Origin of the sequence: Clostridium fessum, assembly GCF_027698965.1 — a bacterium.
Taxonomy (GTDB): domain Bacteria; phylum Bacillota; class Clostridia; order Lachnospirales; family Lachnospiraceae; genus Otoolea; species Otoolea fessa.
This window is the reverse complement of the sequence record NZ_JAQEQF010000008.1, coordinates 55,181-71,815: the sequence shown is the minus strand read 5'-3', so window position 1 is coordinate 71,815 and position 16,635 is coordinate 55,181. Positions and strand designations below refer to the sequence as shown.

The following is a 16,635-nucleotide window of genomic DNA, read 5'->3' as shown; positions in this document are numbered from 1 at the left end:
GATAAAAGTGTCACAAACACAGGGATGCCTCTCATGCAATGGAGAAGGAGAATTTCATCATGAAGAGCAAATACCCAAAAATTTTTGAACCGATTACCATTAAGCGCATGACGATCAAAAACCGTGTTGCCATGACGCCGATGGGTACTAACTATGGCGAGACGAGCGGTGAGATGAGCAACCGCCATATGAATTATTATTCCCTGCGTGCCAAGGGAGGAACTGGTCTGATTATTCTGGAGAATGCCAATATTGAATATCCGGTTGGTTCCAATGGCACAAGCCAGATCCGCATCGATCACGACAGCTTTATGCCGCGTTATTATCAGTTAGTCGAGAATCTTCACAAGAATGGCGCGATGGTAGCGATTCAGGTCAACCATGCGGGTGCTTCTGCATCCTCTGCCAGAACCGGTATGGAGACGGTGTCTTCCTCCAATATCCCGACCAAGGCAGGCGGCGAGATTCCGCGTCCGATGACAAAGGAAGAGATCCTGACGACCGTAAAAAAATACGGCGAGGCGGCGAAACGTGTACAGGCGATCGGATTTGATGCGATTGAGATCCACTGCGGTCATTCTTATCTGATGAGTCAGTTTATTTCCCCGTATTACAACAAAAGAACCGATGAATTCGGCGGCTCCGTCGAGAATCGTCTCCGTTTCCCGAAGATGGTTCTGGAAGAGGTGCGGAAAAATGTAGGTCCGTGGTTCCCGATCATCGTCCGTATCTCTGCGGAAGAGCGCGTGCCGGGCGGCAACACGCTGGAAGACACACTGGAATACCTCGAATATCTGGATGAGTACGTAGATATGTACGATGTATCCTGCGGTCTGAACCCGTCCTTACAGTATCAGATTGACTCGAACTTTCTGCCGGATGGCTGGCGTTCCTACATGGCAAGAGCCGTGAAGGATAAATTTGGTAAACCGGTTATCAATGCGGGCAACTACCGCGATCCGGAGGTCGTTGAGAAAGTATTGGAGAGCGGCGATGTCGATATTGTCGGCATGGGACGCGGACTCATTGCAGAGCCGAACTGGGTCAGCAAGGTGCAGAACGGCGAGGAGGAGATTCTCCGTAAATGTATCTCCTGTAACGTCGGCTGTGCGGGAAACCGAATCGGCGTCAACCGTCCGATCCGCTGTACCGTCAACCCGGCTGTTCCGGAGGGCGATATCTACAAGAAGCTGAAAGTCAATAAAAACTGCAACGTAGTTGTAGTCGGCGGCGGTACAGCCGGTCTGGAAGCAGCCTGCACGGCAGCCGAGGTTGGATGCAACGTATTCTTATTAGAAAAGAGTGGTAAATTAGGCGGACTTTCCACCTTCATTTCCGACCTGCCAAGCAAGAACCGTATGAAAGACTTCCCGAAATATCTGGAAGCACGTGCGAAGAGACTGAAAAATCTGTATGTATTTCTGAACTGCGAGGCAACCGTGGACAAGATCAAACAGTTCAAGCCGGATATCATTGTCAACGCAACCGGTTCCGTTCCAGTCGTTCCGCCGATCAAGGGACTCAAGGAAAACATCGCAGCCGGTCATGTCGATACCATTTTCGAGATGATTCAGAAAGTAAAAGCCGGAGAATACCCGGATGATTTCTGCAAGGGCAAAAAAGTGGTTGTAGTCGGCGGCGGCTCCGTTGGCCTGGATGTTGTGGAGTATTTCGCACCGCGCGGCGCGAAGTGTACCATCGTGGATATGCTCCCGCAGATTGGTATGCTGGCAGATCCGATCACAAAATGTTCCATGCGTGAGACACACGACAAATATGGTGTGAAAGAGTATGTGAATACTGCGCTGCAGGAAGTCAAAGAAAACGCATTTACCGTGAAGCTGCCGGATGGCACGATCGAGGATCTGAACTTTGACCTCGGTTTCAACTGTCTGGGAATGCGCGCCAACAATCCGATTCTGGCACAGCTTGAAGAGGCATTTGACAACACAGATACATTCATTTACCCGATCGGAGATTCCGTCCGCGCCCGCCGTATCATGGAGGGAACGATGGAAGGACGTGCGATTCTGAACGTGCTGGAAGCGAGAGGATTTTTAGAGCTGGCACCGTTGGAGTAAGAAATTGAATATTGCATTTGAAAGATTCTGACTGTTCGCTGAACGAATGATATCGTTTTATTTGATTATAAAAATAGAGAAGAAAAGAGGAAATTATCATGCCAAACATTACAGGACATACCGAATTAGTAGGATTAATGGCTTACCCGATCCGTCATACACAGTCTCCGACCACCCACAACCTTGCCTATGACAAGAATGGCGACGATGTTATCCAGCTTGCGTTCGAGGTAGACAACGATACCCTGGAAGCAGCGGTTGAGAGTATCCGTGCGCTGAAGATGCTGGGTTCCAACATCTCCATGCCGAACAAGACCGTCGTTCACAAATATCTGGATGAGGTAGACGAGGCTGCAAAGCTGTGCGGCGCGATCAACACTGTAGTCAACACCCGTGACAAAGACGGCAATGTAACCGGATACCTGAAGGGTTACAACACTGACGGTATGGGTTACTGGCAGGGAATCAAGGAAGAAGGCATTGATTTCAAGGGAATGAAGATGGTTCTCATCGGTACCGGCGGTGCAGCGACCGCTATCGCAGTACGCGGCGCACTGGACGGCATTGCAGAGCTGCATATCTTCAATATTAAAGATAAGTTCTATGCACGCGGAGAGGAGATCGTTGACATCATCAACAAGAACTCTAACTGCAAGGCCGAGATGCATGACCTGGGCGATCTGGCACTCTTAAAAGAGAAAATGCACGAAGCAGACATTTTCTGTGATGCAACCGGCGTTGGTATGCACCCGCTGGAGGATCTGTCCAATATCCCGGATCCGTCCTATTTCCGCAAGGATCTGATCGTAACTGATACGGTATATGCACCGCGTGAGACCGTGATGATGAAGCAGGCCAAAGAAGCTGGCTGCACCCGCGTATACAACGGCATGAGCATGATGCTGTTCCAGGCGCTGATCGCGATTGAACTGTATACAGGAAAATCAACACCGGTGGATTACATGAAGGAGAAGCTGGGAATCTAATTAAACGATAGCCCCCACAGTTATACCTGCTATTCCTCATTAGCACTTGCGTTCATATCCTGATTCGGGTATAATAATAAAACACACTTTCAATGTAAAGTGCAAAAGTGATCTGAATGAATACAAGTGAAGAAGGATGAGACAGATGGATGAATTAAAGAAGCTGCGAAATGATTTGGACATGTGCGACGAGATTCTGATCGATGCCCTGCGGATGCGCTGCCAGATTATCCAGGAGATTACAAATTATAAACAGAAAAACGGACTTCCGATTTACCAGGCAGAGGAGGAAGAGCGCAAGAAGAGCAAGATGCTTGCGAAGCTGGATGATTATGAATACAAAAAGTCAATCATGGCAGTTTACGACAGCGTCCTCTACCGGAGCAAACGGATCCAGTCCCATGAGTTGTTTGGATTCAATATTTTCCTGATCGGATTTATGGGAGTTGGAAAGAGCACCGTTTCGAATGCACTGCAGAACACCTTTGCGATGGATGTGGTGGAAATGGATGAAATGATCGCGAAAAAGAACAACATGAGCATTTCCGAGATCTTCGATCTGCACGGCGAGGCATATTTCCGCAACGAGGAGACAAACCTGCTTAAAGAGGTAGGAAACGAGAAGAACAAGATTGTATCCTGCGGCGGCGGCGTAGCGATGCGCGAGATCAATGTACAGGAGATGCGAAAGAGCGGCAAGATTATACTTCTGACCGCGAAGCCGGAGACGATTCTGGAGCGTGTCAAAGAGAACCATGACCGTCCGCTTCTGGAAAATAATAAGACAGTGGAATATGTTTCCGAGCTGATGGAGAAGCGCAGACCGGCGTATGAAGCGGCAGCGGATATTGTGATCGCGACCGATGGAAAATCAGCGAATGAGATCTGCGAGGAGATCATTGCACAGGTGAAGAAGTTTAAATAATGTGACTGCTCAGAAAGTTCTGACAGAGAAAACGAAAGGGGAAAAAGATGTCGAATCATATCACAGGACACACAGGTTTACTTTGTTTACTGGGAAGCCCGGTCGCACACAGTGTTTCGCCGGAGATGCACAACGAGGCGTGCAGCCAGTTAGGTCTGGATTATACATATCTGGCATTTGATGTGCCGGAAGGTAAGATGCCGCAGGCGGTTGAGGGACTGCGGACGATGGGCGCGCGCGGCTGGAATATCACGATGCCGGGCAAAAATATCATGTGCAAGCTGGCAGACAAGGTTTCACCGGCTTCCGAGATTTCCGGCGCCTGCAATACGATTGTCAACGACGACGGTGTTCTGACTGCTTATACGACCGATGGCGTCGGATTTATGCGTGCAGTTGCAGAAAATGGTGTAGACATCATTGGCAAGAAAATGACGCTTTTAGGCGCTGGCGGCGCCGCAACCGCGATTCTTGTACAGGCAGCTTTAGACGGAGTGGCAGAAATTAACGTATTTAACGTTAAGGACGCGTTCTATCCGAGAGCCGAGGAGATTGTAAAGAAACTGAACGAGCGCACAGGGTGCAAGGTAACCCTGCATGATTACTCCGATCCGGAGATCCTGCGCCAGTCCATCGCAGACAGCGCGATTCTGGTAAATGGTACTTCCGTCGGCATGGCTCCGAAGACGGACAATACGATCATTACTGATACAACGATGTTCCATAAAGACCTGTTCGTATTCGATGTCATCTACAACCCGCAGGAGACCCGTTTACTGCGCGAAGCAAAAGCGGCAGGCTGCAAGACCAGCAACGGTATGTACATGCTTCTCTATCAGGGAGCTGCATCCTTCGAACTCTGGACAGGACAGCAGATGCCGGTGGAGATCATTAAAGAGAAATATTTTACAAAATAGGATTTGAAAAGCGGCACACCGCATTCTCGTTACTTAGTGATGAGAATGCGGTGTGCCGTTTTTTTTAAAATGTTTTCACAAATTATTCATAAAAAATTAGCACTCTCCTCTTGACAGTGCTAATAACAAGTGTTATATTACTGCTAGAACAAAAGAAGACCAAAAGGTTTTCACAGATTGTTCGAAAGGAGGCAGGTTTATGAATATCAGTAAATTTACCCAGAAGTCTCTGGAAGCCGTTCAAAATACGGAAAAGCTGGCGTATGAATATGGAAACCAGCAGATTGATCAGGAACATTTGCTGTACAGTCTTTTGACTGTGGAAGACAGCTTGATTTTTAAATTAATAACAAAGATGGGAATCTCGGGCGACCAGTTCCGTGATGAGGTGCAGCAGGCGATTGGAAAGCTGCCGAAGGTATCCGGCGGTCAGGTGTATTTCTCCAACGATGCCAACAAGGTGCTGGTGAACGCGGAGGACGAAGCCAAGGCGATGGGGGACGAGTATGTTTCCGTCGAGCACTTATTTCTGGCGATGTTAAAACAGCCGAATAAGGCGGTCAAGGAACTGTTCCGTCTCTACGGCATTACGAAAGAGAGCTTTTTGCAGGCGCTTTCGACAGTGCGCGGCAACCAGCGTGTTGTCAGCGATAATCCGGAGGCAACGTATGACACTTTAAATAAATACGGTTACGATCTGGTGGAACGTGCGAGAGATCAGAAGCTCGATCCGGTCATCGGCCGTGACGGTGAGATCCGTAACGTGGTTATGATTCTCTCCAGAAAGACGAAAAACAACCCGGTTCTGATTGGTGAACCTGGCGTCGGTAAGACAGCCGTTGTCGAAGGACTGGCACAGCGTATCGTGCGCGGCGATGTCCCGGAGGGCTTGAAGGACAAGAAATTGTTTGCCCTGGATATGGGAGCTCTGATGGCGGGCGCGAAGTACCGCGGCGAGTTCGAAGAGAGACTGAAAGCGGTGCTTGACGAGGTCAAGAAGAGCGAGGGACAGATTATTCTGTTTATCGATGAGCTGCATACGATCGTCGGCGCGGGCAAATCCGAGGGCGCGATGGACGCCGGGAATATGCTGAAGCCTATGCTGGCTAGAGGTGAACTGCACTGTATCGGTGCGACGACCCTGGATGAGTACCGTAAATACATCGAAAAAGACGCAGCTCTGGAACGTCGTTTCCAGCCGGTTCACGTTGATGAGCCGACCGTAGAAGATACGATTTCCATTCTGCGTGGTCTGAAAGAGAGATATGAGGTTTACCACGGGGTCAAGATTACCGACTCTGCGCTTGTATCGGCGGCAATCCTCTCGGATCGTTATATCACGGATCGTTTCCTTCCGGATAAGGCGATCGACCTGGTTGATGAAGCGTGTGCGATGATCAAGACAGAGATGGATTCAATGCCGGCGGAGCTGGATGAACTGTCGAGACGTATCATGCAGCTGCAGATTGAAGAGGCTGCGCTTAAGAAAGAGACTGACCGCTTAAGTCAGGATCGCCTGGCAGAACTGCAGAAAGAACTGGCAGAGCTCAAGAGCAGCTTTTCGACCCAGAAAGCCCAGTGGGAGAATGAAAAATCTTCCGTTGATAAGCTGTCCAAACTGCGTGAAGAGATTGAGCATGTAAATGGCGAGATTCAGGCAGCGCAGCAGGCATATGACCTAAACAAAGCGGCTGAACTCCAGTACGGCAAGCTGCCGGAACTGCAGAAACAGTTGGCGGAAGAGGAAGAAAAAGTGAAAAATCAGGATCTCAGTCTGGTACATGAGAGTGTCACCGAGGATGAGATTGCCCGGATTATTTCGAAGTGGACCGGTATTCCGGTTGCCAAACTGACCGAGAGCGAGCGCAGCAAGACTCTGCATATGGACGAACTGCTGCATAAACGTGTCATCGGACAGGATGAGGGCGTTACCAAGGTAACGGAGGCGATTATCCGTTCCAAAGCGGGCATCAAGGATCCGACGAAACCAATCGGTTCGTTCCTGTTCCTAGGTCCGACCGGTGTCGGCAAGACAGAGCTTGCAAAAGCGCTGGCGGAGGCATTGTTTGACGATGAGAACAACATGGTTCGTATCGATATGAGTGAATACATGGAGAAACATTCCGTTTCCCGTCTGATCGGAGCGCCGCCAGGATATGTCGGATATGACGAGGGCGGTCAGCTGACCGAGGCAGTACGGCGCAAACCGTATTCCGTTGTCCTCTTCGATGAAGTTGAGAAAGCGCACCCGGATGTATTTAACGTCCTGTTGCAGGTTTTGGATGATGGACGTATCACGGATTCGACCGGCAAAACTGTCGATTTCAAGAATACGATCCTGATTATGACCTCCAACATCGGTTCCCAGTATCTGCTGGACGGCATCGATGAAAAGGGACAGATCAAGCCGGAGGCGGAAAGCTCCGTTATGCATGACTTGAGAGCTCACTTCCGTCCTGAGTTCCTGAACCGTCTGGATGAGATTATTCTCTTTAAGCCGCTGACGAAAGGCAACATCGGAGGCATCATTGAGCTTCTGATTGCAGATGTCAACAAACGTCTGGCGGATAAGGAGTTAAAGATTGCCCTGACGGACGAGGCAAAGGATTTCATCATTGAAAATGGCTACGATCCGGTTTACGGTGCAAGACCGCTGAAACGGTACCTGCAGAAGAACGTTGAGACACTGGCAGCGAAGCTGATTCTGGCGGACGGCGTCCGTGCGGGCGATACGATAGAGATCGGGCTTTCGGATGGCAAGCTGACGGCTTCGGCTGTCCATAGCGCGTAAGCGGAAAACGTCTTACGGCGGATTTATAACTATTATATAGAAGAAACAATAGGGCGCGGAGAAGTGCGAAAGAGCTTCCTCTGCGCTCTTTTTATGTATTTCTGAGATTTTCACAGTCTTGACATTGCCCGGCAACTTTACTAAAATGATTCCATAATGACCGGACTATATCATTTGTTCCGGAAGTCAGTCAGATGAGGAGAAGATGAGATGAAAATTGCGATTGGAAATGACCATTCGGCGGTAGAACTGAAGAACATTATTGTGGATTTCCTGAAAGAAAAAGGAATCGAAGTGTTAAATCTGGGTACAGACAGCAGCGAGAGCTGTGATTATCCAGTTTACGGAGAGAAGGTAGGCCGTGCAGTTGTTTCCGGCGAAGCCGATCTGGGTATTGCAATCTGCGGTACCGGTCTTGGTATTTCACTGGCAGCTAACAAGGTAAAAGGCGTGCGCGCCTGCGTATGCAGCGAGCCGTACACAGCGGTGATGTCCCGCCGCCACAACGATGCCAATGTACTCTGCTTCGGCGCCCGCGTGGTAGGAAGTGAGCTTGCGAAGATGATCGTTGACGAGTGGATCAACGCAGAATTTGAGGGCGGACGCCATCAGAGACGCGTGGATATGATTATGGCGATTGAGGAGAAAGACTGATTCAGAGTCAGAGGTAACGGATGAAATCATAAGGCAGGCTGACAGCAGGATGCGGGATGCCTGTGAGAACAAAAAGAGGCAGCTGTAAAGAGATGGAGCAGCTGCGAAAAGAACAGGAGGAAGCAGGAAATGATCACAGAAGATATTCGCTACATCGGTGTAAACGACCATGACATTGACTTGTTTGAGGGGCAGTATCAGGTGCCAAATGGTATTTCATATAACTCATACGTGATTATGGATGAAAAGATCGCGATCATGGATACGGTAGACAAGCGCAAACAGACGGAATTTCTGGGAAATCTGGAAACCGCACTGGCTGGAAGAACCCCGGATTATCTGGTAATCAGCCACATGGAGCCGGATCATGCATCAAGTATCCAGGCAGTCGTAGAACGGTACCCGGAAATCACACTGGTAGGCAATGCGAAGACATTTCCGATGCTGAAACTGTACTTTGATCTTGATACCAGCCGTGCGCTGACGGTCAAGGAGGGCGATACCCTGAAACTGGGGCGCCATGAGCTGACGTTCGTCATGGCACCGATGGTACACTGGCCGGAGGTTATGGTAAGCTATGATTCCTGCGACAAGGTGCTGTTCAGCGCCGACGGTTTCGGCAAGTTCGGTGCGCTTGATGTGGATGAGGACTGGGACTGCGAGGCGAGACGGTATTATTTCAATATTGTAGGAAAATATGGAATGCAGGTGCAGGCACTTCTTAAGAAAGAAGCCGGTCTTGAGATCCAGATCATCTGCCCGCTGCATGGACCGGTTCTGAAAGAGACGATCGGTCATGTGCTTGAAAAATACCAGATTTGGAGCAGCTACGGCGTCGAGTCTGAGGGTGTATTTATCGCATATGCGTCCCTGCATGGCAACACCGAGGATGCGGCGAAAAAATGCAAAGAAATTCTTGAGAAAAAAGGATGCCCGAAGGTGGCAATCGCGGATCTGGCGCGCGGTGATATGGCGGAGGCGCTGGAAGATGCATTCCGGTATGGAAAAATTGTATTGGCAGCACCGTCCTATGACGCGGGTGTGATGCCGGTTATGGCAGATTTCCTGCACCACTTACAGAGCAAGAATTACCAGAAACGCACCGTTGCCCTGATTGAAAACGGTTCCTGGGCGCCGAGTGCAGCGCGCACGATGAAGGGAATGCTGGATGCGATGAAGGAGATCACGGTGGTTGAACCGGTCGTTACGGTTCGCGGGGCGCTCAAGGAGAGCGATATTCCGTCGCTGGAGCAGATGGCGGAAGCGCTGCTGGCATAAGAAGCGTCTGGTGACAGTATTTAATGAGACCTGAAAAAGGCTTTTTTAAATAAAAAATCCGGAGAGACAAAAGTGTGGTTTTATATTTATATATGAAAAATCCACTTGATGATTTTGTATGGATGACAGAAAAAGAATAGGAGAAACAGACATGGTAGATGAGGTAATGAAGTTCATTACAGAGGCAGACCCGGAAGTGGGAGAAGCCATTGAAGCAGAGGCAGCCCGTCAGAGAAGAAACCTGGAGCTGATCGCGTCGGAGAATATTGTATCGGAGCCGGTTATGATGGCGATGGGATCGGTATTAACCAACAAATATGCGGAGGGATATCCGGGAAAACGTTACTACGGCGGATGCCAGTGTGTCGATGTTGTAGAGTCCATCGCGATCGAGAGAGCGAAAAAACTGTTTGGCTGTGATTATGCAAACGTACAGCCGCATTCCGGCGCGCAGGCAAACATGGCGGTATTTATCGCAATGCTGAAACCGGGTGATACTGTTATGGGCATGAACCTGGATCACGGCGGACATCTGACACACGGAAGCCCTGTCAATTTCTCCGGTTTATATTTCAACATTGTGCCGTATGGTGTCGATGACAATGGCGTGATTGATTACGAAGAGGTAGAGCGCATTGCACTGGAAGCAAAACCGAAGCTGATCATTGCAGGTGCAAGTGCCTATGCAAGAGAGATTGATTTCAAACGTTTCCGTGAAATTGCAGACAAAGTAGGCGCATACCTGATGGTCGATATGGCTCATATCGCTGGTCTGGTAGCAGCCGGTCTTCACCAGAGCCCGATTCCGTATGCAGATGTTGTTACGACAACCACTCATAAGACACTGCGCGGACCGAGAGGTGGTCTGATTCTGGCAAATAAGGAAGCAGCTGAGAAGTTCAACTTCAACAAGGCGATTTTCCCGGGAACCCAGGGCGGTCCGTTAGAGCACATCATTGCTGGCAAGGCAGTCTGCTTCGGCGAGGCGCTGAAACCAGAATTTAAAGAGTATCAGCTTCAGGTAAAGAAGAATGCAGCAGCGCTGGCAGCCGCACTTCAGAAGCAGGGATTCAAGATTCTAACCGGCGGAACCGATAACCACCTGATGTTAGTTGATCTGCGCGGCATGGATATTTCCGGTAAAGAGCTGCAGAACCGCTGCGATGAAGTATACATCACCCTGAACAAAAACACCGTTCCGAACGACCCGAGAAGCCCGTTTGTTACTTCTGGTGTCCGCATCGGTACTCCGGCTGTTACCACCCGTGGACTGAAAGAAGAGGACATGGAAGTGATTGCAGAGTGCATCTGGCTGGCAGCTACCGACTTTGAGAACAAGGCTGATTACATCCGTGCGGAAGTGACGAAGCTGTGTGAGAAGTATCCGTTATATAAATAAGTAGAGAAGAATATGGAGCGAAAAATTTGCCGGTCTATAGATTCAGAAAAATGCTGGAAAATTAATGCACATATAACAATAAGAAAAAGGCTGTATTGCCTGCCGCATGGAAGTGCGCGGTAGGTGATACAGCCTTTTCTATACCAACCATTTTTTCTAGAAATTAAGTTTTTGTCCAATTCCTTTGCCCAATGCTTTTTCATAGATAAGCTGTGCCGTCCGCACATCAAAGAGTCCCATGCCGACTGATTTAAAGCAGCGGGTCTCGTTCTGCTCATGCGGATGTCCCTGCTTGGTATCTTCGATCAGATCCTCGATAAAGTGGACGCGCTCCTGTGTCAGAACGCCCTTTTCCAGCGGAATTTTCAGATCGCCGCTCTCCTCGCAGGCATACGGAAGCTCGGTGTACGCGTTCTTGACGAGTTTCCACACCGCATCCGGCAGTTCGCGCCGTTCCGGACGCCAGGAGCCGATGGCAACAAAGCATTTGCCGCGAAGCAGCTCTTCATCATCCGGGTAGACCGGATCGACCGCCTGGGTGGCGGAGATCAGGACGCGGCTGTGCTCAGCCAGTTCACGGGTATCCGCGCAGGTATGAATCTGGATGGCGTTTTTTCCAAACGATGCCAGACGCGCCGATAAGCGCTCGATAAAGCCGGAAAGATCCTTAGCGTATGCGTCATACAGATAAATATCTGTGATCGGGCGCACCTCGCAGGCGTAGAGAAGCTGGTGTAGTCCCTGCATACCGCAGCCAACCAGACCAACTGAGGCAGCATCCTCTGGAGCCAGATAGCGCAGTGCGACACCGCCGACCGCGCCGGTCCGCATTGCGGTCAGGGCACTGCCGTTCATAATCGCCTTCGGCAGACCGGTCGTTGCGTCATTTAAAATCATAAGTCCGTTCAGATACGGAATTCCCAGAGAGGGATTGTCCGGAAATTCGGATAACATCTTTGTACCGATGACGGAATCCAGAAAACACGGCATATAGAGCATCATATTTTTATCACGCTGTGCGATAAAACGATCCGGCATCTTATAATTGCCGCTTTTGTGAATCGCATACGCATCTTCGATCGCGTCCATGACATCCTCTAAGGTGATGGACTGCCACATTTCTTGTTCGCTGAGAAATAACATATCAAAACCTCCTGAATATTTATGAATGAAATAAAACATATATACTAAAAATAGATTTATCACAAATCAAATGTGGTTTGTATAGCTGGATTGTAGCAGTTTCACGTTTCATTGTCAAGATGAAAACAGAATAAAAATCAAGTTGCATATTTGAAATGGGGCGTGTATAGTAAAGAAAATTGTAGCGGTTCAGTAGGTTTACGCATTTACTGAGCTACAGGAAATGGATAAAATTAGCACAAGCGAGAAGGGAAGAATACCTGGAAAGGAAGGGGTAATGGGAGAAGTAATTAAAGTATTAGACTGGTTGTTAGAGAATTTGGTACAGATATGCACGGTCGTGCTAGAATTGTTTGGAATCATTGTGCTGGTTTCGACAGCGGTATCCTGCTTTGTTCAGTGGATACGAAACAAGCGTCAGCTGATCCGCCTGAATCTGGCACAGGGAATTGCGCTGGCGTTGGAATTTAAGATGGGCGGCGAGGTACTCAGGACGGTTGTGGTACGGGAATGGTCGGAACTTGGAATTTTGGGAGCCATCATTGTCCTTCGGGCAATGCTTACATTTTTGATTCATTGGGAGATCAAGAACGAAAAAAGAGAAACCCAGGAAGAGCAAGGAGGAAAGCTAGAGTAAAAAGGGGCACGAAAAAAGGGAGTCTGCAGGATGAGCGGACTCCCTTTTTTCGTGGTTAAACAAGATTAATGCGAAAAATATTTGTCGTAGAAATGAAGGCGTTCCAGAATTTGCTTCTGGCTTTTGATTTCCATTTTGGAATAAATGGAAGCCAGATGCTTTTTGACAGTAGGGATGCTGACGAAGAGGGTGGAAGATATCTGATCGTTGGAATAGCCGCGCAGTAAAAGGCTTAAAACATTTACTTCTCGGTTCGTCAGGGAAAAATCCCGGCTGATCTGGGAAAGAGTACGATCCATCACATAGGATAAATCGAAGAACAGACATACAAAGCAGTCGTTGTCTGGTCCCTCCTTAAGATGGGAGCGGCTTACCTCCAGAAACAAAGGGCTGTTTTCCATCTTGTATTCGATATTTTGTCCGGTAATGCTTCCAGAACGGAGCAGCTGACGGCAAAGAGAGCGAAAACAATTGGAAATGGGGTTGTTGGATAAATCTGCAAATCCATGATTCTCCATGTATGTATGGTAGGTTGTGTTGCACCCGATAAAATTCAGTTTATCGTCAAAACAGCCGATTCCGATGCAGTTGTAATTTTCCAGTACATGAAATGCCCGTCCGATGTTGAGCTCCCGCCCGTAATTTTTAAATACGTTGCAGAAATGCGGCTGGAATAACCGGACAAGGCTTAATTCATCTGGCAGGAAATTTTTTTTATCGTTGGATCGGTGGATGGAAAACACACCCCGCAGATCCCGGTTCCGAATCGAAAAATTCGTTTCAATGGAATCATGCAGCCCCATGGGAAGTAGAAATTCCTGAAAATAAAGAGAATTTTTTCGAACCTCCTGATTGAACAGCTGGTTAGTCAGGAAAGTTACATTGCTGTCGGAGTCCAGAATCGACAGAACATCATCCATATGGCAGTATTCTTCCTGATACCGCCGTTTCTGTTCATCATTCCAGTTGATGGTGTAGATGGAATGGGTTTTGTAATTCTGTCCCTGCTTTTGGTAAAACAAAAAATTTGCTTTTTCAAAGAAAACAATATTGTTCAGGTTCAGGAAAAAACTCTCCATCCGTTTTTCAAGAAGAATTGAATCGTCGTAAAGTTCAGCAATGATCTGATTGACGTTTTCAATTCGTGATGTTGTAAAAAGATTTTCAGCACTCATGAAGATGCCTCCTTTCCCGTGAGTATTCAATTAGTGAAAACAAAATGGAATCAATACTAGACTATAGTCCAACTATTGTTTTAAACTATTTTTAATAGACTGATAATATATAAAGCATAATAAAATGTTGTTATGATTATTGCAAGTGGAAAAACTTTGAAAATAGAAAAAGTATCCAAAAGTATACTATGATAGAATCGAAAGTATCTACCGTTAACTGACGTCATGCATCATAATAACCAAAACACAAAAAACTTTGTATTAAAAATGATGTTTTTTGAAAGTTTTCATCATGATATGATTTTAACAACGAGATTTCAGAAAACTGAAAGAGAACGGACAAAATTTTTAATACGGAGGAGCCTATGGAAAAAAAGAATGAATTTTGTTTGCAGGAGATTAAGGGGAGAAAGGCAGTAACCTGTATCGAGACACATACAGAGGGAGAGCCAACCCGAACCATTTTATCGGGATTTCCGGAAATTCCGGGGAACACGATGGAAGAAAAGATGCTCTATATGATGCAGGAACAGGACTGGATGAGAAAAGCAATTTGTTTTGAACCGCGTGGAAATGACGTAATGTCCGGAACGATTGTTACCAAGCCGTGCAATCCGGAGGCAGATTTTGGTGTTTTATATTACGAGGTTGGAAACTGGATGCCGATGTGCGGACATGATACGATCGGAGTTTCAACGGCACTGATTGAAAGCGGACTCTTAAAAGCGGAGGAACCGTATACATATGCGACCTTAGATACACCATCTGGACTGGTAAAAGTGAAAATTGAGGTAAAAGATGGCAAGGCGGTGCGGGTATCCTTTAAAAATGCTCCGGCATTTGTGATGAATCGGGATGTAAAGGTACAGGTTCCTGGATATGGTGAGATTCCGTTAGACATCGCATACGGTGGAAATGTATTTGCGTTAGTACCGGCATCGGCAATGGGCTTAAAGCTGGATAAAGAAAATGCAAAAGAGATTGTCGAAAAAGGAAATTATCTTAAAAAGTTTATCAATGAGCAGGTAACAGTCAAGCATCCGTATCTGGAAATCATGAACCAGGTAACGCATGTGGAATTTTTCGAACCGGGTACAGAAGGGGTTTCGGATGTAAAAAATGCAGTTGTCATTCCCCCGGCAGCGATTGACCGAAGCCCTTGCGGAACCGGTACATCAGCGAAGATGGCACTTCTTCATGCGGAAGGAAAGCTGGCAGTCGGACAGTCGTTTGTGCATGAGAGCCTGATTGGAAGTTTATTCCACTGCCATATCGTTGAAGAGACAGAGGTGGCAGGAATTCCGGCAGTAGTACCGGAGATCAGCGGACGGGCGTTTGTGATGGGAGAGAGTACATGGTTATTCGATCCGGACGATCCATTCCCGGAAGGTTTCTTATTAGGCTAAATCGATAGAAATAAAATAAGAGTTTAAAGGTACAGGGAGGTACTTCTGAGGGAAAGAAGTACCTCGGGAGTTCACATAAAAACAGTATAAAGGAGGATACTTTATGAAAAAGAGATGGCTTTGCGGTACGATGGCATTGGTAATCGGAGCGATGGCAATGGCGGGGTGTTCAGGCGGAAATTCTTCTTCATCCGCATCTGCAGCCGGAACCGAAGCAGCAGATAGTGGTTCCAGCGTAGATACTTCCGGAGCGGAGATGACGATCCGTGTAGCACATGTATGTGGAACCGGTTCTCCGTATGATTACGGTGCGAATGCTTTTAAAAAGCTGGTCGAGGAGGGCAGCAACGGACGGATTAAAGTAGAGGTTTATGCAGGCGATATGACAACCGACGAGGTTGAGTGTGTTGAGATGGTTCAGAATAATAACCTGGAAATCGGCTGGGTAGGAACTGGTGCACTGGGCGGATTTGTACCAGATTTAGGTATTTTTGAGCTTCCATTCCTGTTTGAGGATGAGGATAATGTCAATAAAGCGCTGGAGGGAGAATTTGGCAATTCCCTTCTGGAGCAGTTAAGCGCGGTTGATGGAATTACAGGACTTGGTTTCCATGAGGATGGCTGGAGAAATATCCTGACTAAAGATAAGACAATTAATACCGTAGATGATATGAAGGGCGTTCGTATGAGAACCATGCAGAATGAAGTTTGCGTGGCAACCTACGAAGCACTTGGTGCTACACCGGTTGCATTGGCATCTGGTGAGCAGTTCACAGGACTTCAGAATGGCGTTGTAGATGGAACAGACAATAGTGCATTATATGCAGTAGCAGATGGTTATATTGAGGTTATTAATAATATCTGCGATATTCATCATTACTATTCCAGCGGTATCATTGTTGCTTCTTCAAAATGGTATGAGGGTTTAAGCGAAGAAGACCAGAAACTCGTGAAAGAGTCAGCTATAAAAGCAGGCGAAGAGCAGAGAGCTTGGTTCCTGGAAAATGACGAGGCAAAGATTGCTGAGTATGAAGAAAAAGGTTATACCGTAACACGTCCGACTGATATTGATGCATGGAAAGAAAAAGTTGCTCCGGTATATGATAAAATGTACGCGGCACATCCGACCTGGGAAGGTCTGGTTGAGATGGTTCGCGCAGCGAAATAAAGTACAATAATTTTTGAACTATCATGTACTCCCGGAGCCTGTTTTCGGGAGTACATTTACAAAGAGGGGAGAAAA

General features: G+C 47.7%; 13 protein-coding genes. 11 read left to right on the top strand and 2 right to left on the bottom strand.

The annotated features are described in order from the left end of the window. Window positions 1–59: 59 nt before the first annotated feature. From PG862_RS10985 to glyA, 8 genes are all read left to right on the top strand, one after another. Window positions 60–2,081 carry an oxidoreductase gene (locus tag PG862_RS10985; RefSeq protein ID WP_107001850.1) on the top strand — a complete coding sequence of 674 codons (2,022 nt, stop codon included), beginning with the start codon at window positions 60–62 and terminating at the stop codon, window positions 2,079–2,081. A 95-nt stretch (window positions 2,082–2,176) separates the two neighbouring features. Continuing rightward, window positions 2,177–3,067: a quinate/shikimate dehydrogenase gene (locus tag PG862_RS10980; RefSeq protein ID WP_431833079.1), complete on the top strand. Its 891-nt coding sequence runs from the start codon at window positions 2,177–2,179 to the stop codon at window positions 3,065–3,067. A gap of 145 nt (window positions 3,068–3,212) precedes the next feature. Then, window positions 3,213–3,992, top strand: a complete 780-nt coding sequence (locus tag PG862_RS10975; RefSeq protein ID WP_270707397.1) for a shikimate kinase — start codon at window positions 3,213–3,215, stop codon at window positions 3,990–3,992. 47 nt (window positions 3,993–4,039) lie between these two features. Beyond that, window positions 4,040–4,909 carry a shikimate dehydrogenase gene (gene aroE / locus PG862_RS10970; protein ID WP_270707395.1) on the top strand — a complete coding sequence of 290 codons (870 nt, stop codon included), beginning with the start codon at window positions 4,040–4,042 and terminating at the stop codon, window positions 4,907–4,909. Window positions 4,910–5,108: 199 nt separating this feature from the next. Further along, complete coding sequence (clpB, locus tag PG862_RS10965) at window positions 5,109–7,700, top strand: ATP-dependent chaperone ClpB (RefSeq protein WP_107001854.1); 2,592 nt, start codon at window positions 5,109–5,111, stop codon at window positions 7,698–7,700. Window positions 7,701–7,910: 210 nt separating this feature from the next. Further along, entirely contained in the window at window positions 7,911–8,354 is a 444-nt protein-coding gene (gene rpiB / locus PG862_RS10960) for a ribose 5-phosphate isomerase B (RefSeq protein WP_022358818.1), read from the top strand. 129 nt (window positions 8,355–8,483) lie between these two features. Beyond that, window positions 8,484–9,632, top strand: a complete 1,149-nt coding sequence (locus PG862_RS10955) for an FprA family A-type flavoprotein (protein ID WP_270707393.1) — start codon at window positions 8,484–8,486, stop codon at window positions 9,630–9,632. A 151-nt stretch (window positions 9,633–9,783) separates the two neighbouring features. Next, window positions 9,784–11,031 carry a serine hydroxymethyltransferase gene (gene glyA, locus PG862_RS10950; protein WP_022358816.1) on the top strand — a complete coding sequence of 416 codons (1,248 nt, stop codon included), beginning with the start codon at window positions 9,784–9,786 and terminating at the stop codon, window positions 11,029–11,031. A 156-nt stretch (window positions 11,032–11,187) separates the two neighbouring features. On the opposite strand, the gene PG862_RS10945 is transcribed toward glyA, so the two are convergent. After that, window positions 11,188–12,174, bottom strand: a complete 987-nt coding sequence (locus tag PG862_RS10945) for an ornithine cyclodeaminase family protein (protein WP_270707392.1) — start codon at window positions 12,172–12,174, stop codon at window positions 11,188–11,190. Between the two features lie 277 nt (window positions 12,175–12,451). On the opposite strand from PG862_RS10945, the gene PG862_RS10940 reads away from it, so the two are divergent. Next, window positions 12,452–12,811, top strand: coding sequence for a DUF1622 domain-containing protein (locus tag PG862_RS10940; protein ID WP_118472544.1), 360 nt, complete (start codon window positions 12,452–12,454; stop codon window positions 12,809–12,811). A gap of 65 nt (window positions 12,812–12,876) precedes the next feature. On the opposite strand, the gene PG862_RS10935 is transcribed toward PG862_RS10940, so the two are convergent. After that, entirely contained in the window at window positions 12,877–13,986 is a 1,110-nt protein-coding gene (locus PG862_RS10935; protein WP_118629596.1) for a helix-turn-helix transcriptional regulator, read from the bottom strand. Between the two features lie 365 nt (window positions 13,987–14,351). On the opposite strand from PG862_RS10935, the gene PG862_RS10930 reads away from it, so the two are divergent. Continuing rightward, entirely contained in the window at window positions 14,352–15,392 is a 1,041-nt protein-coding gene (locus tag PG862_RS10930) for a proline racemase family protein (RefSeq protein WP_022358812.1), read from the top strand. Between the two features lie 103 nt (window positions 15,393–15,495). After that, complete coding sequence (locus PG862_RS10925) at window positions 15,496–16,560, top strand: TRAP transporter substrate-binding protein (protein WP_270707389.1); 1,065 nt, start codon at window positions 15,496–15,498, stop codon at window positions 16,558–16,560. The last annotated feature ends 75 nt before the right edge of the window (window positions 16,561–16,635 follow it).